Origin of the sequence: Haloechinothrix sp. LS1_15 (assembly GCF_033042135.1) — a bacterium.
In the GTDB taxonomy this organism is placed as follows: Bacteria; Actinomycetota; Actinomycetes; order Mycobacteriales; family Pseudonocardiaceae; genus Haloechinothrix.
Window position 1 is genome coordinate 332,569 of record NZ_WBXM01000004.1, and the last position, 18,975, is coordinate 351,543.

Annotated in this window: 20 protein-coding genes and 1 pseudogene; 12 read left to right on the forward strand and 9 right to left on the reverse strand. The window is 69.7% G+C overall.

What is annotated here, in order from left to right; all coding sequences use genetic code 11:
* Nucleotides 1–13 precede the first annotated feature (13 nt).
* The 6 genes from F8178_RS08980 to F8178_RS09005 all read right to left on the reverse strand — a co-directional run bounded on the left by F8178_RS08980 (nucleotide 14) and on the right by F8178_RS09005 (nucleotide 5,516).
* Nucleotides 14–496: a GNAT family N-acetyltransferase gene (locus tag F8178_RS08980; protein WP_317494241.1), complete on the reverse strand. Its 483-nt coding sequence runs from the start codon at nucleotides 494–496 to the stop codon at nucleotides 14–16.
* Nucleotides 493–1,422 (reverse strand): metal ABC transporter permease, encoded by a 930-nt coding sequence (locus F8178_RS08985; protein ID WP_317494242.1) that lies wholly within the window; start codon nucleotides 1,420–1,422, stop codon nucleotides 493–495. Before F8178_RS08985 ends, F8178_RS08980 begins: the two co-directional genes overlap by 4 nt.
* Entirely contained in the window at nucleotides 1,419–2,339 is a 921-nt protein-coding gene (locus F8178_RS08990) for a metal ABC transporter permease (RefSeq protein ID WP_317494243.1), read from the reverse strand. The genes F8178_RS08985 and F8178_RS08990 overlap by 4 nt, the downstream gene beginning before the upstream one ends.
* Nucleotides 2,336–3,109 (reverse strand): zinc ABC transporter ATP-binding protein AztA, encoded by a 774-nt coding sequence (aztA, locus tag F8178_RS08995; protein ID WP_317494244.1) that lies wholly within the window; start codon nucleotides 3,107–3,109, stop codon nucleotides 2,336–2,338. The genes F8178_RS08990 and aztA overlap by 4 nt, the downstream gene beginning before the upstream one ends.
* Nucleotides 3,110–3,112: 3 nt before the next feature.
* Nucleotides 3,113–4,126: a metal ABC transporter solute-binding protein, Zn/Mn family gene (locus tag F8178_RS09000; protein WP_317494245.1), complete on the reverse strand. Its 1,014-nt coding sequence runs from the start codon at nucleotides 4,124–4,126 to the stop codon at nucleotides 3,113–3,115.
* A 520-nt stretch (nucleotides 4,127–4,646) separates the two neighbouring features.
* Nucleotides 4,647–5,516, reverse strand: a complete 870-nt coding sequence (locus F8178_RS09005; protein ID WP_317494246.1) for a hypothetical protein — start codon at nucleotides 5,514–5,516, stop codon at nucleotides 4,647–4,649.
* A gap of 327 nt (nucleotides 5,517–5,843) precedes the next feature.
* On the opposite strand from F8178_RS09005, the gene F8178_RS09010 reads away from it, so the two are divergent.
* On the forward strand, nucleotides 5,844–6,413 hold the full coding sequence (locus F8178_RS09010; RefSeq protein WP_317494247.1) for a sigma-70 family RNA polymerase sigma factor: 570 nt from the start codon (nucleotides 5,844–5,846) through the stop codon (nucleotides 6,411–6,413).
* A 7-nt stretch (nucleotides 6,414–6,420) separates the two neighbouring features.
* On the opposite strand, the gene F8178_RS09015 is transcribed toward F8178_RS09010, so the two are convergent.
* Nucleotides 6,421–7,593, reverse strand: coding sequence for a pyridoxal phosphate-dependent aminotransferase (locus F8178_RS09015; protein ID WP_317494248.1), 1,173 nt, complete (start codon nucleotides 7,591–7,593; stop codon nucleotides 6,421–6,423).
* Between the two features lie 29 nt (nucleotides 7,594–7,622).
* Here F8178_RS09015 and F8178_RS09020 point away from each other — a divergent pair, with 29 nt between their 5' ends.
* Nucleotides 7,623–8,930, forward strand: coding sequence for a DUF445 domain-containing protein (locus tag F8178_RS09020; RefSeq protein ID WP_396345174.1), 1,308 nt, complete (start codon nucleotides 7,623–7,625; stop codon nucleotides 8,928–8,930).
* A 49-nt stretch (nucleotides 8,931–8,979) separates the two neighbouring features.
* A complete protein-coding gene (locus tag F8178_RS09025) occupies nucleotides 8,980–9,678 on the forward strand; it encodes a maleylpyruvate isomerase N-terminal domain-containing protein (protein ID WP_317494249.1) in 699 nt (232 codons plus the stop codon).
* Between the two features lie 22 nt (nucleotides 9,679–9,700).
* On the opposite strand, the gene F8178_RS09030 is transcribed toward F8178_RS09025, so the two are convergent.
* Nucleotides 9,701–9,952, reverse strand: coding sequence for a Smr/MutS family protein (locus F8178_RS09030; protein WP_317494250.1), 252 nt, complete (start codon nucleotides 9,950–9,952; stop codon nucleotides 9,701–9,703).
* A gap of 274 nt (nucleotides 9,953–10,226) precedes the next feature.
* Here F8178_RS09030 and F8178_RS09035 point away from each other — a divergent pair.
* The 4 genes and pseudogenes from F8178_RS09035 to F8178_RS09050 all read left to right on the forward strand — a co-directional run.
* Nucleotides 10,227–10,613 (forward strand): annotated as a pseudogene (locus tag F8178_RS09035) (helix-turn-helix domain-containing protein); the annotation flags it as partial.
* A gap of 137 nt (nucleotides 10,614–10,750) precedes the next feature.
* A complete protein-coding gene (locus F8178_RS09040; protein ID WP_317494251.1) occupies nucleotides 10,751–11,491 on the forward strand; it encodes a hypothetical protein in 741 nt (246 codons plus the stop codon).
* Between the two features lie 180 nt (nucleotides 11,492–11,671).
* Nucleotides 11,672–11,971 (forward strand): DUF2516 family protein, encoded by a 300-nt coding sequence (locus F8178_RS09045; RefSeq protein WP_317494252.1) that lies wholly within the window; start codon nucleotides 11,672–11,674, stop codon nucleotides 11,969–11,971.
* A 37-nt stretch (nucleotides 11,972–12,008) separates the two neighbouring features.
* Nucleotides 12,009–12,554: a YbaK/EbsC family protein gene (locus F8178_RS09050; RefSeq protein WP_317494253.1), complete on the forward strand. Its 546-nt coding sequence runs from the start codon at nucleotides 12,009–12,011 to the stop codon at nucleotides 12,552–12,554.
* A 26-nt stretch (nucleotides 12,555–12,580) separates the two neighbouring features.
* Here F8178_RS09050 and F8178_RS09055 read toward each other — a convergent pair whose 3' ends face one another.
* Nucleotides 12,581–13,105 carry a DUF2505 domain-containing protein gene (locus F8178_RS09055; protein WP_317494254.1) on the reverse strand — a complete coding sequence of 175 codons (525 nt, stop codon included), beginning with the start codon at nucleotides 13,103–13,105 and terminating at the stop codon, nucleotides 12,581–12,583.
* 24 nt (nucleotides 13,106–13,129) lie between these two features.
* Here F8178_RS09055 and F8178_RS09060 point away from each other — a divergent pair, with 24 nt between their 5' ends.
* The 5 genes from F8178_RS09060 (at nucleotide 13,130) to F8178_RS09080 (ending at nucleotide 18,969) form a co-directional block, all read left to right on the forward strand.
* A complete protein-coding gene (locus F8178_RS09060; RefSeq protein WP_317494255.1) occupies nucleotides 13,130–14,200 on the forward strand; it encodes a UDP-N-acetylmuramate dehydrogenase in 1,071 nt (356 codons plus the stop codon).
* Nucleotides 14,201–14,423: 223 nt separating this feature from the next.
* Entirely contained in the window at nucleotides 14,424–15,812 is a 1,389-nt protein-coding gene (gene mshA, locus F8178_RS09065) for a D-inositol-3-phosphate glycosyltransferase (protein WP_317494256.1), read from the forward strand.
* Nucleotides 15,809–16,315, forward strand: coding sequence for a YbjN domain-containing protein (locus F8178_RS09070; protein ID WP_317494257.1), 507 nt, complete (start codon nucleotides 15,809–15,811; stop codon nucleotides 16,313–16,315). The genes mshA and F8178_RS09070 overlap by 4 nt, the downstream gene beginning before the upstream one ends.
* 536 nt (nucleotides 16,316–16,851) lie before the next feature.
* Nucleotides 16,852–17,601: a phosphoglyceromutase gene (locus F8178_RS09075; RefSeq protein WP_317494258.1), complete on the forward strand. Its 750-nt coding sequence runs from the start codon at nucleotides 16,852–16,854 to the stop codon at nucleotides 17,599–17,601.
* Between the two features lie 177 nt (nucleotides 17,602–17,778).
* Nucleotides 17,779–18,969: a sensor histidine kinase gene (locus tag F8178_RS09080; RefSeq protein ID WP_396345178.1), complete on the forward strand. Its 1,191-nt coding sequence runs from the start codon at nucleotides 17,779–17,781 to the stop codon at nucleotides 18,967–18,969.
* Nucleotides 18,970–18,975 lie beyond the last annotated feature (6 nt).

Below are 18,975 nucleotides of genomic sequence, written 5' to 3' on the forward strand. Positions count from 1 at the left end.
ACCCTAACGTCGTCTACAGAGGACCGTTCTGGTGGATCATTCCCGGGTACTTTCCCTCGTCGAATCCAAGGGAGCGGTAGAGCGGCTCGCCGCCCTGCGTCGCGTGCAGCTCGATTCGGCTGACCTCTCGAGCGTGCAGCCAGCCCATGAGCTTGGTCACCACAGCCCTGGCCAAGCCCCGGTTACGCCAGTCGGGTTCGGTGGCCACCCACTGGATATAGCCGACCCGCCCGGCCAGGTTCACCGGACTGGGCATGCGCGTGGTGATCACGGCCGCGCCGGAGGCCACCAGCCTGCCGGCATCGGCGGGATGGTCGACGACGACGGCGGTGGCATCGCGCGTGTGACGGCCGGACAGCGCAGCGCGGGCGGCTTCGCGCCAGTGCGGTGACGATGGGTCGAGGCCGATCGATTCGTACATCAGCGCGGCTAGCCGGATCACCTCGTCGGTTTCCTCTGGGCGCGCGTGCCTGGCCTGGGGGCTGGGGGAGGTCACGCGGACCAGGATGCCTGATCACGCTCGTCACGCGCACCGGGTTTTCCCGGCTCGGGCGGGTCCGCACGCCGCGACCGGGCCCGCAGCCACCCCCGCCGCCTGCCGAACAGCCACGCGAGCGCGAAGAGCGCCACGCTGGTCAGCCCGATCGAACCGGGAATCGAGGAGTCGAGTTCCGCCGCGAGCTGATACCCGGCGAACGCGCTGATCCAGCCGAAGCCGACCGCGAGAAGCAGCGTGGTGGCCAGCCTGGCGGCCAGCTGCGCCGCGGCGGCCGCAGGAACGATGAAGAACGTGATCACGAGGATGGCACCGACGCTGTCGAAGGCGATCACCGCGAGCGCGGTCACGGCCACCAGCAGCACCCCACCGACGGCCCGGCCGCGCAGTCCCGCCGACTGGGCGAACCCGGGGTCGAAGGTGCTGACCGCCAGCGGTCGCCACAGCACCAGCACCAGGGCCGTGACGGCCAGCGCCGCTGCCCCGGTGAACAGCAACGAGCGTGGTACCGCGTACCCGGCGAGCTCCACGGTACGTAACGGCGCGAACGTAATGTCGCCGTAGATCGCCGAGTCGAGGTCGATATGCGCACCCGAGGCGAACGTGCCGATGCCCAGCACCCCGAGGGAGAACAGCGCGGGGAACACCAGCGCGAGCGCGGCGTCCGGTGCGACGATCCCGGTCCTGCGTAGCCACTCGAAACCCGCCACGCAGACCAGGCCGAACAGCGTGGCACCGAGCACGGTGAGCAGGCTGGTCCGCTGCCCGGTGAGCACGAACACCAGCACGATCCCCGGCAGCACGGCATGGCTGACCGCGTCCGGCAACAGGGCCTGCCTGCGCAGCACCAGGAAGCACCCCAGCATCGCGCAGGCGGTGGACAGTAGGCCCGCGATCACCACGATCATCACCGCGTCGGCGCTCACCGGAGCACCCCCTGCGGCGGTCCGGCGGCCGCGCCCGGCTCACGGGCGAGACCGCGCCGGCGCCGGGCGAGCACCCCCCTGCGCGGGGCGAAAACCACCGAGAGCACGGCCGCGCCGGTGGCCAGCAGCACGATCACCGGCCCGGCGGGAAGCTCCGCGTGACCGGACAGTACTCCGCCTGCCACACCTGCCCCCGCGCCGATCACACCCGCCAGCGGGACCAGCGCGGCCAGCGTGGTGACGAGCTGCCGCGCCGCCACGCAGGGAGCCACGAGCAGGGCGACCATCAGGATGGCACCGACGGTGCGCACCCCGAGCACGATGGCGACGGCGAGCAGTCCGGTGCTCGCCGCGTCGACGAGCCACGGCCGCGCGCCGATGATCGCGCTGAAGCCGGGGTCGAAGCTGGCCGCGCGCAGCAACCGGAACCACACCACGACCGCGGTCAACGCGAGCGCCCCCAGGGTCAGGGTGAGCGCGATGTCCCGCTCGACCATGCCCGCGGCCTGGCCGAGCAGGTAGGCATCCAGCCCTGCCTGCTGGCTGTCTCCGGTGCTGGCGATGTGTGTCAGCAGCACAAGGCCGAGGGTCAACGACAGCGACAGCACCACCCCGATCGCGGCGTCGGTGGCGATCCTCGCCGAGCGCACCAGCGCGATGAGCAGCAGAGCAGCCAGCAGTGCGGCGACGGCGGCCCCCGCAAGCAGGGTGCCCGGTTCCTTCGCGCCCGCGACGAGGAACGCGATCGCCACCCCCGGCAGCGTCGCGTGGCTCATCGCGTCGCCGAACATCGCGCGCCCGCGCAGCACCACGAACGGGCCGAGCGCGCCTGCCACGAAGCCGAGCGCGGCCGTGCCCACGACCACCACCGCATCGGGGTAGGCCAGTGGTAGGGCGCCGAGCAGTCGGTCGATCACGCCGTGACCGTCACCATCTCATCGGTGCCGCCGGAGCCGGCCAGCGGCGCGAGACCGTAGGCACGCTCCAAATTGGCCGGAGTCAGCGCCTCGCCGACCGGCCCCTCGGCGACCACCGTTCCCGCAAGCAGCACGGCGTGGTCGAAATGGTCGCGCACGGTGCGGAGGTCATGATGCACCGCGAGCACGGTCGTCCCCTCGGCGCAGCGCCTGCCGAGCAGATCGAGCAACTCCGTCTCGGTGCGGGCGTCGACGGCGGTGAATGGTTCGTCCAGCAACAGCAGGTCTGCCCGCTGGGCCAGCGCGCGCGCCAGGAACACCCGTTGGCGTTGCCCGCCGGAGAGCTCGTCGAGCGGGCAGTCGGCAAGGTCGGTGACGCCGACGGCCGCCATCGCCTCGCTCACCGCGGCATCGTCGGCGGCGGTGAGCCTGCGGAGCCACCCCCTGTGGGGGTACCGGCCCATCTCCACCACCTGCACCGCTGTGATAGGGAAATCCTCCGTCACGGCATCCTGCTGCGGCACGTAGGCGACCCTGCTGCGCACCTTCGGCAGCGGCTCGCCGAAGAAGCGCACCGTGCCACGCACCGAAGGCAGCAGCCCGAGCGCGGCCTTGACGAGCGTGGACTTACCGGCGCCATTGGGCCCGACCACCGCGCCGAGCGTCCCGCGGGGGACACTCAGCTCGACCCCACGCACCACGATGCGGCCGCTGTAGCCCGCATGCATGTCGCTGATCGACAGCGCCGCCGTACCGTCCTGCCGTGGCATGGTCTAACCTCCGTTGCCGGTGAGCCCGTCGGCAATCCGTTCCGCGTTGGCGCGGAGCATGCCGATATAGGTGCCCTCCTTGGTGCCGTCGTCGCCTGCGGCGTCGCCGTACAGCTCCGCACCGATCCGGACGTCGTGGCCCTGCTGGCCGGCTGCCGCGATGACCGCGTCGAGCGTGTTCGACGGCACGCTGGATTCCATGAACACGGCGGGAACGCCGGTGTCGACGACGATGTCGGCGACGCGGGAGACATCCGATGTGGTTGCCTCCTCCTCGGTCGAGATACCCTGGATCGCGGCGACGTCGATGTCGTAGGCCCTCCCGAAGTAGCGGAACGCATCATGCGAGGTGACCAGCGTCCGGTGCGCATCGGGAACCGTGGCGAGGGTCGCGGTGATCTCCTCGTGCAGCGCGAGAACGTCCTGCCGGTACTCCGCGGCACGCTCGGTGTAGTCCCCGGCGCGCTCCGGGTCGAGCTCGCCGAGTTCGTCGCCGACCGCGGTGACGACCTCGGCCCACAGCCGCGGATCCAGCCAGATGTGCGGGTCGAACTCGGTGCCTTCCGGAGCATCGGCCTCCGGGGCAAGCAACACGTCCTCGTCGAGTTGCTCCCCTGCGAAGATCACCGGCTTGTCGCTGCTGAGCTCGTCGAAGGTCTGCTGTAGGGAACCCTCGAGGAACAACCCTACGGCGACGATGGCATCCGCCGAGCGCATCGCCTCGAGATCGCTGGACCGTGCCTGGTACAGGTGGGGATCGACACCCGGACCCATGAGCCGGACGGTCTCGATGTCGTCCCCGCCGATCTGGCGAACCGTATCGTCGAGGAAGTTCGTGGTCGTCACCACCGACAGCCGGTCCCGATCCTGGCCGGGTGCCCGTTCCGAAGCGAGAGCGTAGGTGATCAGCCCGCCTGCGAGCGCGGCGACGGTCGCCACCGCACCGCCTGCCAGCAGCGCCCGCCGCTTGCGCCGCTTCCCTCGCTGGTGGCTCAACTCGCTTCCCTGCTCGCTCACGTCATCCGCTCCCTGGTCAGCTAGCAAATTTCGGCATGCCGATACTACCTGTTCGGTCAACAGAAAAAGAGCGGAACCGGTCGCCGGTAACGCCGCGGGGGTGGAAAACGAGACCGCGAGGGCGTGCCCTGCCGCCGCGGCCGGTGGGTCGGCGGGAGGGCAAGTCATGGGGCGGGGGGCTTTCCGGCACGCCCCTCACAGAGTGCGCGGAAAGCCCCCCGCTTCAACCGGTGCGCGGTCGGCTACCGGCCGATCCGGCGCGGTGGAGACGACCGGAGCTTCGCGCACCGGGTCAGGGCTCCGCCGCCACGGGGGCAACGTGGCGGCGGAGCCGAGCCCGAACCGGCCGGGCGCGGACGGCCGGTCGGGACGTCAGTGGCGGGGATGGTGGCTACGAAGCAGCCAGCGGCTGCTCCCGGCGACGAGTTGCGGCGGCATTACTGCTGCGCGGTGGACCAGCATGATCGCCCGCGCGATCTGACGGATGCGGACGCAGGTAGGGCCGGGAAACCGGCCGGTGTCAGTCGGGAGAGGTGCAGGGCAGGGCCGCGTTCGTGGCCGTGCCGCCGGTGGCGTGGCAGGCCGCGGCGCCGAGCAGGTCGTCGGCGCCGAGCGACGGGCAGGGCTCGAGCACCGCGAGCTGCTGCTTGCTGGTCGTCGGTGCGTCCGGTGCCGACAGCGCGGCGCTACCACCGCCACCGGCGGGCGACGGCGAGGCGGGGACCTGTACGGCGGTATCCGCGCGTTCGTCGGTCACGGCACCGCTGGCGGGGCTGCGCTGTTCCTGGTACGCCGGTTCGCGAGGTTCCCCGTCGCGTTGCAGGGGAGCCTGCCGTTGCTCGCCTGATTCTCCGTCGCCGGCGGGGGAGTCGGCCTCGTGCGATTGCCGAGGTTCCGGCTGCCGGTGTCGCTCGGTATCCGCTACGGTGACGGTCTCCGCGTTGACGCCGGTCACGGGAGTAGTGTCCGGCGCGGCGTCCCCGATCGAGGGCGGTGCCTCTGGTGCGGTGACCGACTCGACGGCCTCTCGTGTGGCCTCGGTGGCATCCCGCCTCACCGACGAGACCGTCTCGGTGACGGCCGAGACCGTGCCGTCCGCCGATGAGGTGGCCGCCGACACGGTGTCGCCGACCGTGCCGAGCAGGCCTGACTGCCCGGACCCGCCGCCTGAGCTGCCGGAGGGGGTGGCCTTTCCAGTGGCCTGCCGGGTGTCGTGCTCCTGGGTGCCCGCGGTGCGGTCGGTGCCGGTGGCCTCTGCGTTGTCCGCCGCCGCGGCGGGGGCGCCGCCCAGCGCGACAAGCAGGAACCAGCCCGCCGCCGCGAGACCGGCCACTAGGAGCGCGCGAGCGAGGGCGTGGCGCGTCACGCCGATGGCGCCGGTCACCGCCATGGCCGCTGCCACCCCCTGTCCGTTCCGTACCTGATCGCGCCGTTCGTGTACCCGTGGCACCGCGCGTGGGCACCGCGCGCGCCGCGGATGTGTCGTGCCTGAGTGTTGCAGCTACGGCGGCGCTGTTCCACCCCGGCGGGCCGTTCGAGTGGTTTCCCGAGTGCCCGGCACCACAGCGCTGGGTGATGACCCGCGCGTGTGGCTGAGTAGGACTACTCCACTTGTGCTTCCCTGCGGGATGGCGACGCCGGAGAACGGATCCCCGGGATCCCGGCGTTCGTCGCACCGTGCGCAATCAGTGTGTGACGCACGGTAGTGGAGCTAGGTATGCGGGATGACGAGGAAGACGCGGTGCTGGTGCGCCGTGTCGCGTCAGGAGACGAGGCCGCGTTGCGCGTGTTGATGAGCCGGTACACCACGGACATCCACGCGGTCGCCGCGCGGTACCGGCTGGGTACGGCAGACGCGATGGACATGGTGCAGGACGTGTGGCTGCGGTTCTGGCAGCACGCGGCGACGATCCGGCAGCCGGACCGGGCCCGTGGTTGGCTGCACCGCACCGCGCACAGGCAGGCGTGGCAGCTGGTGCGGCAGCTGCGCCGCGAGCAGTCGCTCGACGGCTGGGCGGAGCGGGCGGCAGGGGACGGCTACGGCTCGCCGGAAGGACACGTGGTGCGGGCCGAGCACGCCCGCGCCGTGTGGGAAGCGGCGGTGCGGCTCGACCGCAGGGACAGGGAGCTGATCATGGCCATTGCCGATGAACCGCGGATCAGCTACGCGCAGCTGGCACGCCGCATCGGCGTGCCGGAGAGCAGCGTCGGCTCGATGCGTACCCGCTGCCTGCGGAAGCTGCGTAGGCAGCTGGCCAAAGAAGGCATCCTGGACGCTGGTATGTAGGGCCGGGTCACCGCGCCAGCCGGTGCAGCCGTTCGATCGCGGTGTCCAGCACCTCGTCGCGTTTGCAGAACGCGAACCGCAGCAGGTGCGCGTAGTCCTGCTCGCTGTCGGTGAACACGCTCACCGGCACGGCGGCCACCCCCACCTGCTCGGGCAAGGCCCAGGCGAGCTCGGTGGCGTGCGCGTAGCCGATGGCACGCACGTCGGCGCAGACGAAGTAGGTTCCCGCCGAGGGCAGCACCCGGAACCCGGCCTCGGCGAGGCCGCGTGCCAGCCGGTCCCGCTTGCCGTTCAGCTCCCGGCGCAGTTGCTCTACCCAGCCGCGCTCGGTACGCAACGCGTGTGCCACCGCGGGTTGGAACGGCCCGCCGGAGACGAAGGTCAGGAACTGTTTGGCCGCGCGTACCGCGGCGACCAGGTCCCTGGTCGCGCACACCCAGCCGATCTTCCAGCCGGTGCAGTTGAAGATCTTGCCTGCGCTGGAGATCGTGACGGTGCGTTCGGCCATGCCTGTGAAGGTCGCCAGCGGGATGTGCTCGGCGTCGTCGTAGACCAGGTGCTCGTAGACCTCGTCGGTGATCGCGATGAGATCGTGCTCGACGCACAGCTCGGCGATGCCCGCCAGCTCGGTACGGCACAACACGGTGCCGGTCGGGTTGTGCGGCGAGTTGACCACGATCGCTCTAGTGCGGTCGGTGACGGCCGCGCGGAGCTCGCCGGGATCGAGCGTGAAGCGCCCGGTGGAGGCCTCCTGGCGCAGCGGCACCACCCGGCGGGTCGCGCCTGCCATGGCCACGGCGGCCGCGTAGGAGTCGTAGTACGGCTCGATCAGCAGCACCTCGTCGCCCGGTTCGACCAGCGCGAGCAACGACGCCGCGATCGCCTCGGTGGCTCCCGTGGTGACCAGCACCTCGGTGTCGGGGTCGTAGTCGAGGCCGAATCGCCCTCGGTGCTCGGCCACGGCCGACCGCAGCTCGGCCCGCCCCGGACCCGGCGGGTACTGGTTGTTGCCTGAGGTAATGGCCTGGCACGCCGCTTCCAGCATGCTCGGCGGGCCGTCGGTGTCGGGAAAGCCCTGGCCGAGGTTCACCGCCGAGGTGCGGGTGGCCAGCGCGGTCATCTCCGCGAATACGGTCGAGGAAAACGGTCGCAGGCTGGGGATCAAGGCAGGTTCGCGCACAACGAGTGATCCTCACCGACAATGGGGCCGTGAATCAAGCAGCCGCGGGGCACGAACCCGCCACGGCGCCGGTGCCGCCACCCGGCTCGGCGATCGGCGACGAGATCAAGCGGCGTGACCTGGTACGGATGAAGGTCGTCGCGCTGGCGTTCCTCGTCGGGGCAGCGGCACTGTTCCTGCTGGCCAGCTGGGCCGAGGCCGAGGGTTGGCCGTGGTGGATCAGCTACGTGCGGGCGGCAGCCGAGGCCGGGTTGATCGGCGCGATCGCCGACTGGTTCGCGGTCACCGTGCTGTTCCGTCACCCGCTGGGTATCAGGATCCCGCACACCGCGATCATCCCCAGCAGGAAGGACCAGTTCGGCGCGAGCCTCGGCGACTTCGTGGACCGCAACTTCCTCGCGGGCGAGGTGGTGCGTGAGAAGCTGCGCCGGGTGGGGGTGGCTCGCGCGCTCGGCGCGTGGCTGGCCACCGAGCGCAACGCGCGCCGGGTCACGGCTGAGCTGGTGACCGCGATGCGTGGCGTGGTCACCGTGCTGCGGGATTCCGATGTGGCCGGGATGCTCGAGCGTGCGCTACGCCGCGGGATGGCCGAAACGGAGCTGGCCTCGCCGACCGGTGACGCGCTCGACCGGTTGTGCGCAGGCGGCGCGCACCACCAGCTCGTGGACCTGGTGTGTGACCGCGCCTACGAGTGGGTGCGCGACAACCGCGCGACGGCGCTCCGGGTGATCTCCGAGCGGGCGCCGAGTTGGTCGCCGAGGTTCGTTGACGAGCTGGTCGCCGACCGCGTGTACGGCGAGGTGCTGGCGTTCGCGCGGGCGGTGAAGGACGACGTGCACCACCCGATGCGGCTCGCGGTGGACAACTTCCTGTTCGAGCTCGCCGACGACCTCAGACACGATCAGGAGACCAGGGAGCGCGCCGAGGACATCAAGCGCAGGCTCGTGGCACATCCGGCGGTCGGCGAGCTGATCGGCGCGGCGTGGTCGACCGTCAAGGACCTGTTGCTGCGGGCGGCCGACGACCCGGACAGCGAGCTGCGTGCGGGCATCACCGGAGGTGTACGCGGGTTCGGTGAGCGGCTGCGCGAGGAGGAGGCGCTGCGTGACAAGGTCGATACCTGGGTGGAGGACGCGGCGGCACACGTGGTCGCCAACTACTCGGCCGAGATCGCCACGTTGATCACCGACACGGTGGAGCGCTGGGACGCCGATGAAACCTCACGCCGCATCGAGTTGCAGGTCGGCAGGGACCTGCAGTTCATCCGGATCAATGGCACCGTGGTCGGCGGCCTGGTCGGTATCGCCATCCACGGCGTCTCCCAGTTGCTGTTCTGACACACCGGCCCTGGTTGCGTCCGGTGACCGATCGCATGACGCTGGGGGCATGGCCGCCGCGGATCGTGCCGCTCACACCGCCACCACCCCCACTGGGGCCGAGGTGTTGCGTTCGGCGTATGCCGATGTCGTCGACACGCTGCGTGGGATCAGCGAGGAGCAGTCCTGGCTGCCGACCGGGTGCACCGGGTGGACGGTGCGTGACCTGCTGTTCCACCTGCTCCGAGACGCGCAGCGTGCCCTGGTGGCGCTGGCCAGCCCCGCAGGCACCGACCCGGACACCGACGCGATCTCCTACTGGCGCTCCCGCAAACCCGACCGGGATCCCAGGCAGTACAACCTGCGGATGACCCGGATCAGCGCCAGCGTCTACAGTACGATCGGCCCGCTGCTCGACGAGTTCGCCGAGACCAGTGCGGCCGCCGCCTACGCGGCAGCCGTCACCCCAGCCAGGCGCGCGGTGCGCACGCAGGGACACGTAATCCTGGTGGAGGAGCTGGTGCGGACCTTGATCGTGGAAGCGGCGATCCACCACCTCGATATGGTGGTGGTGCTCGACCGCCCCGGCCCCTCGGCAGCGGCTTTGCGTGTGGTTCGGGCCACATTGGACGGCCTGCTCGGCGAACCGATGCCGCTCGAGGTGGACGATGCCACCTACGCGCGGCTGGGAACCGGGAGGCGGTGGCTGACCACCGAACAGCGGCACGCGCTAGGTCCGAGGGCGCACCACTTCCCGATGCTGAGCTGACACCGGCGCGACGCCGGGCACCCTACCACTTGAACCGCACGAAGATCCGGCCGAAGTTCTTCGAGTCCTTGTCGATGCGGTGGTAGAGCGGCCTGATGTCCTTGCGGTCCAGGAAACGCAGCACGCGCTTCTTCAGCTGGCCGGATCCCTTGCCGGGAATGATCTCCACGAGTGGTGCCTTCTTGGCGACCGCCTCGTTCATGATGTCGTTCAGCGCCCTGTCGATGTCCTTGCCGCGGTTGTAGATGTCGTGCAGGTCGAGCGTGAGTTTCATGGCGTGGCCTTCGTGCGCGTCCGGCGGCGTACCGCTGGCGTGATTGCGTCCATCATCGACCTTCTATCACCAGAGGGTCAACGGGGCGCACGGCCGTCGATCGGGATCGATGCGGAGGCCGGAATCACACTCGATCGGTGCAAGCAGTGTGCTTGCTATAGCTAGCACCGCAGCTTACAGTGGACAGCACAGCAAGGAGGTAGCCGGAATGAGCGTGCGTGCGGAATCGCCCGAGGGCGATCGGGATTCCCCTCAGGAGGCGCAGGCCAAGCCGATGGACAAGGTGGCCGACATCGGTCGCGATATCGGCTCCTACATCCGGCAGCAGCGCAACAACGCGAAGATCTCGTTGCGCGAGCTCTCCAAGATGGCCGGGGTGTCCAACCCCTACCTGAGCCAGATCGAGCGGGGTGTGCGGAAACCGAGTGCGGAGATCCTGCAACAGATCGCCAAGGGGCTGCGCATCTCGGCGGAGGCGCTGTACGTGCAGGCAGGGATCCTGGACGTCCCGCACGCTGGGCCGGTCCCCGAAGCCATCCATGCGGATCCGGAACTGACCGAGCGGCAGAAGCACGTCCTGCTCGAGATCTACGAGTCGTTCCGGCGCGAGAACTCGGCGGAGCGATCTTCGCCCGAGCAGCCGAAGCCGGGATCCGGCGCTACAGCCGCCCCCGGTGCCGAACAGCACGAGAGCCCGGTGACCGGCCGGTCGACCGGCCGCGTACCGCGAGATACCGACCCGACCGACATGACGGAGCACGACGGCTCGTCATGACAACCATGAAGGAGTGAGCCCCAATGGCCCAGAGCCGTGACGACCAGCAGAAGCGCGCCGAGACCATCCGAACCCCGTTACTTGCCGTTCTCGGGGCGGGAAGCCTCGCGAGCCAGTCCGTGGTGGACGCCGTGCAGCGCGCACGGGAACGCGTCGCGGAGAGCAGCGAGACCGCCCGCAAGAACTTCGAGGACGCTCGCAAGAACGTCGAGGAGCTCCCCAGCGAGGTCGAGGACCTTCGCGACAAGTTCGACCCGGCCGAGCTGCGCAAGCTGCTCGACGAGTACACAGAGGCCGCGCGCAAACTGTACGAGAAGCTGGCCTCCTCCGGTGAGGAGACGCTGGAGCAGATCATGGCCCAGCCGCAGGTCAAGCGCGCCGTCGAGCAGCTGGAGGAGGCCAGCCGCCAGGCGCAGGAGCGTGTCGAGGACGTCACCGGTGAGGCGCGGGAGCGTGTCGAGGACGCCTTCGGCAAGTTCACCAAGCGCACCCGTTCGGCGGGGGAGAAGGCGGCCCGCGCCGTGGAAAGCGCAGGTGAGTCCGGCGCGGAGAAGCTCGCCGAGGCCGGTGAGGAGATCGCGGCCGAGACCCGCAGTGCCAGCCGCAAGGCCGCCAACAAGACCGCTCCGCGGTCGGCGAGCAGCACCCGCGGCGGCTCGACCACCAAGAGCGCCGGCAAGTCGAAGTCCACGTCCACCACGACGAAGTCATCGAACTCCGGTACGGGCGCGACCGCCAAGGGCTCGGGCAAGAGCGAGAGCTGACTCGACTATCGAGTATGACGCCGGGAACCGGCCTGCCCCGCCGACGAAGCCGGGGCATGGCGGTTCCGGGTCAGCACCGCTTGGCACGAGCAGGCGCGAGCGCGACGTGCCGCCAGGTAGCGGTGCGAGCGTGGTCAGGGCGGTTGTAAATCGGTCATCGGATCGCCGTACTCTGGAAGCGTGCCCCTGTTGACTGAGTTGATCGTGATGGCCATCAACCTGGCCGGGATACCGCTCGGCATCTACGCGTTCGTGCACGCCCTGATGCAGCGTGCCGACGCCTACACCGCGGCGAACCGCCTGTCCAAACCGGCGTGGCTGGGTATCACGGGGGCGGCGGGTTTCGTGCTCGTCGTCCCGATCTTCTGGTTCTACGGCGGCGGCACGCTGTTCTGGATCGCCGCGCTCGTCGCCGTACTCGTCTACCTCGTGGACGTACGCCCCAAGCTGATCGAGGTGCAGGGCGGCCGCGACTGGTAAGCGACACCGCCCGCGATTGCCGAGGGATGGGTTCACCGTGCCCGACTGGAGCATCGCCGGAACGCTGACCGTGGACAAGGCCACCGACCGGGAGGACCTGCTCGCCGAGCCGGTGCTGGCCGCGCTGGATCGTCACGGGCTGCGCTCCCGTGTGGGGGTCGTCGAGATCGACCCCGAGCTCGCCGACACCGCGGAGTTCTGCGCCGCCTACTCGTCACCGCTGGGCGCTTCCGCCAACTGCGTCGTGGTGGCAGGCAAGCGGTCGGGTCAGGTCCGTTACGCGGCGGCCCTCGTGCTGGCAACCACCCGCGCGGACGTCAACTCCGTGATCCGGCGCAGGTTGGACGTCCGCAAGGCCTCCTTCCTCGGGATGGACGAGGCCGTCGCGTTGACCGGGATGGCCTACGGTGGCATCACACCGATCGGGTTGCCGCCGGAGTGGCCGGTGCTGCTGGACAGCGCCGTCGCCTCCGCCCCTGAGCTGATCATCGGTAGCGGTACCCGGTCGGGCAAGCTGCTGGTGACCGGCGAGATGCTGGCCGAGCTCCCCGGAACCGAGACCGTCGAAGGGCTGGGCAGGTAACGTGCCGCCCGGCCGGTGCGGCCGGATCAGCAGGCGTGTCGGGCCAGGTAGCTCTCGGTGAACCGGTCCTCCTTGTCGAGCAGAGTGTCCAGGTGCTCGACGATCATCCGTTCGAACCTGCCGCCGACCAGCGGGATGCGTACCGTCGCCTCGCCGGTGAGGCGGAGCACGCAGCTCGTACCGGTCGCATCCCCGCGGGCGGTGAGCTCGGACACCGCGGTAACCTCGCCAGGCACGCCCGCCACCGTGGCGCGGGCCGAGCCGCGCACCGACGAATCGTCCGCGGCGGGCAACCGCCAGGTGTGCTCCCGGTGCACCTCGAGGTCGCCACGCAGGAGCTCCCGCACCGTGCGCGGGACGGTGTCGGCCCGGAGGCACTGCCGCATGCGGTAGGTGACCTCGTTGCCGCTGATGGCATGTGTGAGCAGGGTCGCATCGTCGCCACCGACCTCGGCGAGCCGGGCACGCAGCACGTCTTCCGCCGTAAGTGCCGAGAACACCTCGTGGATCGGGTGGTCGAACGTTGCGGTGTGCTCGATGCGTGCTCCCATACGCGGCACATTACCGTTGCTGACATGGACAGCGTCGCGATCCGGCTCGGCGAGTTGACCACGCTCCGGCTCGGCGGGCCCGCTGCGGAGCTCGTCACGGCGAGCAGCGAGGACGAGTTGATCGGTGCCGTGGCCGAACGAGACGAGGCCGGTGCGCCCGTGCTCGTGCTCGGCGGTGGCTCCAACCTGGTGATCAGCGACGACGGGTTCGCGGGCAGAGTGGTGCGCATCGCCACCACCGGCGAGCGGGTGGTCGATCGTGACCCGGACGGATCCGAGGTCCGTATCGAGGTCGCCGCGGGCGAGGACTGGGACGCCTTCGTGGCCAGGGTGGTCGCAGCGGGCTACGGCGGTTTGGAGTGCCTGTCCGGTATCCCCGGCCAGGTCGGTGCCACCCCGATCCAGAACGTCGGGGCCTACGGCTGGGAAATCTCCGAGTTCCTGCGGTGGGTACGGCTGTACGACCGGCGTAGCGGGCGCACTCTCACGGTCGCCCCCGATGATCTCGGCCTCACCTACCGCAGCAGCCGGTTGAAGGGCACCGACGACGCGATCGTGCTCAGCGTCTGCTTCGGCCTGCACCCCGACGGGGCCAGCCAGCCGATCCGCTACCAGGAGCTGGCCCGCGCGCTCGGGGTGGCGATCGGCACCCGGCTGCCCTGCGCCGAGGTGCGAGCGGCGGTGCTGGAGCTGCGGCGGAGCAAGGGTATGGTGCTCGATCCCGCCGACCACGACACCTGGAGCGCGGGCTCGTTCTTCACCAATCCCGTGGTGAGCGCGCAGCAACTGCGCGAGCTGCGGGAACGGATCGACGCCGTGGTCGGGCCGGAGGCGAGCGTGCCGCAGTACCCGGCCGAATCCGGGGTGAAGCTGTCCGCGGCATGGCTCATCGAGCGGGCGGGCTTCGCCAAGGGGCACGCCGGTCCCGGCGGCCGGGTGAGCCTGTCCGGGAAGCACACGCTGGCGCTGACCAATCGCGGTGCCGCCTCGACCGAGGATCTGCTCGCGCTGGCGCGTGAAGTGCGTGACGGGGTGGACGAGCGGTTCGGAGTGACGTTGCGTCCCGAACCGTTGCTGGTCAACTGCTCGCTTTGAGGACGGTATGTACCGGTACGTGCCGGTATGCCCCGGTGCGCGCCGTGGCCGGAAGCGCCGGTATGAGACCGGTCACCGAGAATGCCTGCGCGGCCCACGAAGGAAGATCGTGGACCACGCGGGCGTTGGGTGCTCGATGGGAACACCGTTGCGGTGCCCTCGCCGGGTGCTACCCGGCGAGCGACGCGGGCACCGGAGCACAACGCGAGGAGTCTTGTGGCTGATGACGGCTTCGGGTAGGAACACCCCGGGTACCGGTCCCGCGGGCAGGGAACGGCAACCCGCCGAGCCACGGCGGTCGGCCGTGGTACCGCACGCGCTCGCCGGACGGGGCGTGCTGCCGCGCAGGGTCGCGTTGCTCTCGGTGCACACCTCGCCGTTGGAGCAGCCGGGCACCGGGGACGCGGGCGGGATGAACGTCTACATCACGCAATCGGCGACGGCGATGGCGCGTCGTGGGGTCAGTGTGGAGATCTTCACCAGGGCGACGTCCTCGGACCAGCCGCCGGTGGCCGAGTTGGCTCCGGGTGTGCTGGTGCGCCACATCCCTGCCGGACCGTACGAGGCGCTGGACAGGGCGGAGCTGCCCGCGCAGCTGTGCGCGTTCACCGCGGGAGTGCTGCGCGCCGAGGCGTTCCAGCCTCCCGGCTACTACGACGTGGTGCACTCGCATTACTGGCTGTCAGGTCAGGTCGGCTGGCTGGCCGCCGAGCGGTGGGGTGTCCCGCTGGTGCACAGCGCCCACACGCTGGCCAAGGTGAAAAACGCCGCGCTGGCCGACGGCGACAACCCGGAACCGCGCACCCGGGTGTTCGGCGAGCAACAGCTCGTACACGAGGCCGACCGGCTGATCGCCAACACCGCGGTGGAGGCGGAGAACCTGGTGGAGCTGTACGAGGCCGACCCGGCAGCGGTCGATACTGTGGCACCTGGCGTGGATCTCGGCAGCTTCACGCCGGGGTCGGCCGAGGCCGCCCGCGCCGAGCTCGGCGTGCCACAGGACGCCGTCGTGCTGGCCTTCGCCGGGCGCCTGCAGCCGCTCAAAGCGCCCGATGTGCTGCTGCGGGCCGCGGCCGAGCTGATCCACCGGCGGCCGACGCTGCGCGAGCGGCTGGTGGTGACGATCGCGGGGGGACCGTCCGGCACCGGGTTCGAGCAGCCGGAAGCGTGGCAGGACCTCGCGCGCGCGCTCGGTATCGCCGAGCTGACCCGGTTCCTGCCGCCGCAACCGACCGACGATCTCGTCCGGGTGTTCCGCGCGGCCGACGTGGTCGCCGTGCCAAGCCACAACGAGTCCTTCGGGCTCGTCGCGCTCGAAGCGCAGGCCTGCGGCACACCGGTCGTCGCCGCCGACGTCGGTGGCCTGCCGGTCGCGGTTGCGCACGGTGTCTCCGGGCTGCTCGTGTCGTCCCGGTGTACCGGGCAGTGGGCCGACGCGCTCGGCGCGGTCGCGCTGGATCCCGCCTACCGCGCCTACCTGTCGGCTAACGCGGTGACGCACGCTCGGCGCTTCTCCTGGCAGCACACCACCGACGCACTACTGTCGGTGTATGCCTCGGCCATGGCCGAGGCGCGCAGCAGGCAAGCGGTGCGATCGGAGGTCGCGGTATGAGCCAGGAGAGGGACTGCCGCATGGACGAACTCATCGCCACCACTCTCGAGGGAATGGACCTGTCCTACGACAGGCACGGTGAGGGGCGGTACTTCGTCACCCTGCCCGGCACGACGAAGCTCCAGACCAACTGCTGGCTGGTGGCAGGTGACAACTCGTTCACCGTGGAAGCCTTCGTGTGTCGTCGTCCGGACGAGGGCCACGCCGAGGTGTACGCGTACCTGCTCCGTCGCAACACCAAGCTCTACGGCGTGCATTACGCGATCGACACGGTCGGCGACATTTACCTGGTCGGCAGGATCGGCAAGGAGATGGTCACCGAGCAGGAGCTGGACCGGCTGCTCGGGCAGGTGTTGCAGGCAGCCGACGGTGACTTCAACACCCTCCTCGAACTCGGCTTCGCCGACTCGATCAAGCGCGAGTGGCAGTGGCGCGTGTCCCGGGGTGAGTCGCTGGCCAACTTGCGGCCCTTCCAGCACCTCATCGAATCCGAGCGGGACTGAGCCGGGCCGGGTCCGCACGGGCAGCGCGATCGGTCGAGCGCCGGGTCGAAGAGTTAAGGCGCGAGGCGGCTCGAGGGAGGGGGAGTCGCGAAAACTCGAGCCACCTCGCGCTGGTTTCCCGCCGTAGTGACCCGGTGACGAGGGGGTGCCATCGGGGTCTGGCGGGCGCAGCTCGGCAGGGGAGACGAGCTGCGTCTCTCCCGCCACGCATCGGGGAGTGCGTGGAGACCGACGTGGCGGGCTGGTTGACAACTTGTCAGATCTATGCCGTTTCGCACAACCCCCTAAAGGCCTCCAATTGGGTGTAATCTGCGAGCGGGTGGGCACACAGTGCAACAAAGTCGTCCGGCATGTTCGGACACGGCCCGGTGACCTCGGTGTTCGACCGGGGCATAGTCGCCGGTAGCGATACTGTGAGTAGAAGTGCCTGGGACAGCTACCTCCGCTCGCCTCGAGTCGGAGTCGAGCGGAGGTCCAGTCGGCGTCGGCAAACCCACCGGTTCGGCCGCGCTGGCGGTTCTGGCACGCTGGAAGCCATGGGCGATCTCGGAACGCTGGTGCTGCTGCGGCACGGCGAGAGCACGTGGAACGCGGAGAACCTGTTCACTGGATGGGTCGATGTGCCGCTCTCGGAGCGAGGCGAGCAGGAGGCGCAGCGGGGTGGCCTGCTGCTTGCCGAGCACGGCCTGCTGCCGGATGTGGTGCACACCTCGCTGCTGCGCAGGGCTATTGCCACGGCCAACATCGCACTCGACGCGGCCGACCGGCACTGGATCGATGTGCGCCGGGATTGGCGCCTGAACGAACGTCACTACGGTGCTTTGCAGGGCAAGAACAAGAAGCAGACGATGGAGGAGTTCGGCGAGGAGCAGTTCATGCGCTGGCGCCGTTCCTACGACACCCCGCCACCGCCTATCGAGAAGGGCAGCGAGTTCAGCCAGGACGCCGACCCGCGGTATGCCGATCTGGCGGGCGAGGTTCCGCTGACGGAGTGCCTTGCCGACGTGGTCGCGCGGCTGGTGCCCTACTGGGAATCGGCGATCGTGGCCGATCTGCGTGAGGGAAAGACAGTGCTGGTGGCCGCGCACGGCAACTCGCTGCGAGCCCTGGTCAAGCACCTGGACGGGATATCGGAGTCGGAGATCGTTGGGTTGAACATCCCCACCGGAATCCCGCTGCGGTACGACCTTGACGACGACCTCGCCCCCACGGTGGCAGGCGGTACCTACCTGGACCCCGCGGCCGCCGAGCAGGCTGCCGCGGCTGTCGCGAGTCAGGGACGCTGAACCCGCGCTCGCACGAGCAGTCGGCAATGACCACTTTCCGGTTAGTTTCCCGGTGGAAAGCGTCAATCGACATTGGGGTGAACGCACGGGAAATTCAGCCCGGAATAATGTCATTGGCGTCACGAATGGGCGGGCAACGCTAGGCCAACACCGCATGACCGTGATTACGATGCGTTCGTGACCCCGCTGGAGACACTCGCACTGGTCGCGGCTACCGCGATCATCGGGGTGCTGGTCGGTTACACGATCGCGCGCATGCGCGATCGCAGGCGCGAGAACGGTCAGGCCGCGCCGTCGGTTTCGGAACTGTTGCTGCGCCTGGTGCACAGCTCCCACAACGGCATTGTCGTCGTCGGTTCGCTCGGGGAAATCCTGGTGCACAATCCACGGGCTGACGAGTTGGGTCTGGTGCGCAACGACCAGCTGGACGGGCGCGCGTGGCACGCCGCTGAGCAGGCGCTGGAGACCGGGAAGCCGGTGGAGATCGATCTGTCGCCGCTGGGCGGGCGCGGTCGCCAGCCCGAGGCGGTGCTCGGCGAGGCCGCGTCGCTCGGCGAGGGATTCGCCGTGATCGAGGCCGTCGACCATTCCGAGGCCGTCCGGCTGGAAGCCACCCGCCGTGACTTCGTCGCCAACGTCAGCCACGAGCTCAAGACACCCGTCGGGGCGATGGCCCTGCTGACCGAGGCCCTGCTGGACGCGGCGGACGATCCCGACGAGGTTCGCCGCTTCGGGGAGAAGCTGCACCACGAATCCACGCGGCTCGGAGCGTTGGTCACCGAGCTGATCGCGCTGTCGCGGTTGCAGGGTGCCGAGAAGCTGCCGGAACCGACCGTGGTGGAGGTCGACGCGGTGGTCAACGAGGCGCTGGGACGCGTGACCCATGCTGCGGAGGCGGGTGAATCCACCGTGACGACCGACTCCGACAGCGGTCTTCGGGTAGAGGGCGACCACACCCTGCTGGTTACCGCGCTGACCAACCTGCTCACCAACGCGATCGTGTACTCCCCGCCCGGCAGTCCGGTATCCGTCTCACGCCGGTTGGCAGGCGACTTGGTAGAGATCAGCGTCACGGACCGGGGGATCGGCATCGCCGAAGAGGACCAGCAGCGGGTGTTCGAGCGCTTCTACCGTGTGGACAAGGCGCGTTCCAGGGTGACAGGGGGCACGGGACTCGGCCTCGCCATCGTCAAGCACGTGGCGGCCAATCATGGCGGCGAGGTCCGGCTGTGGAGTAGGCCGGGCACCGGATCGACATTCACTATCTGCATTCCCGCCCACCAGGAGGATCGCTACACGCAGCAGCGTGGTTCCTCAGGAGGGAATGTTCGCCCGGCAGCCGCGGGCGAATCACGTTCGGACAACTGATACGGC

Coding starts and splice junctions, on each gene's coding strand:
- aztA (WP_317494244.1), bottom strand. CDS start 3,109: ATGCCACGGCAGGACGGTACGGCGGCGCTGTCGATCAGCGACATGCAT.
- F8178_RS09005 (WP_317494246.1), bottom strand. CDS start 5,516: ATGGCGGTGACCGGCGCCATCGGCGTGACGCGCCACGCCCTCGCTCGC.
- F8178_RS09010 (WP_317494247.1), top strand. CDS start 5,844: ATGCGGGATGACGAGGAAGACGCGGTGCTGGTGCGCCGTGTCGCGTCA.
- F8178_RS09025 (WP_317494249.1), top strand. CDS start 8,980: ATGGCCGCCGCGGATCGTGCCGCTCACACCGCCACCACCCCCACTGGG.
- F8178_RS09030 (WP_317494250.1), bottom strand. CDS start 9,952: ATGAAACTCACGCTCGACCTGCACGACATCTACAACCGCGGCAAGGAC.
- F8178_RS09040 (WP_317494251.1), top strand. CDS start 10,751: ATGGCCCAGAGCCGTGACGACCAGCAGAAGCGCGCCGAGACCATCCGA.
- F8178_RS09055 (WP_317494254.1), bottom strand. CDS start 13,105: ATGGGAGCACGCATCGAGCACACCGCAACGTTCGACCACCCGATCCAC.
- F8178_RS09060 (WP_317494255.1), top strand. CDS start 13,130: ATGGACAGCGTCGCGATCCGGCTCGGCGAGTTGACCACGCTCCGGCTC.
- mshA (WP_317494256.1), top strand. CDS start 14,424: ATGACGGCTTCGGGTAGGAACACCCCGGGTACCGGTCCCGCGGGCAGG.
- F8178_RS09070 (WP_317494257.1), top strand. CDS start 15,809: ATGAGCCAGGAGAGGGACTGCCGCATGGACGAACTCATCGCCACCACT.
- F8178_RS09075 (WP_317494258.1), top strand. CDS start 16,852: ATGGGCGATCTCGGAACGCTGGTGCTGCTGCGGCACGGCGAGAGCACG.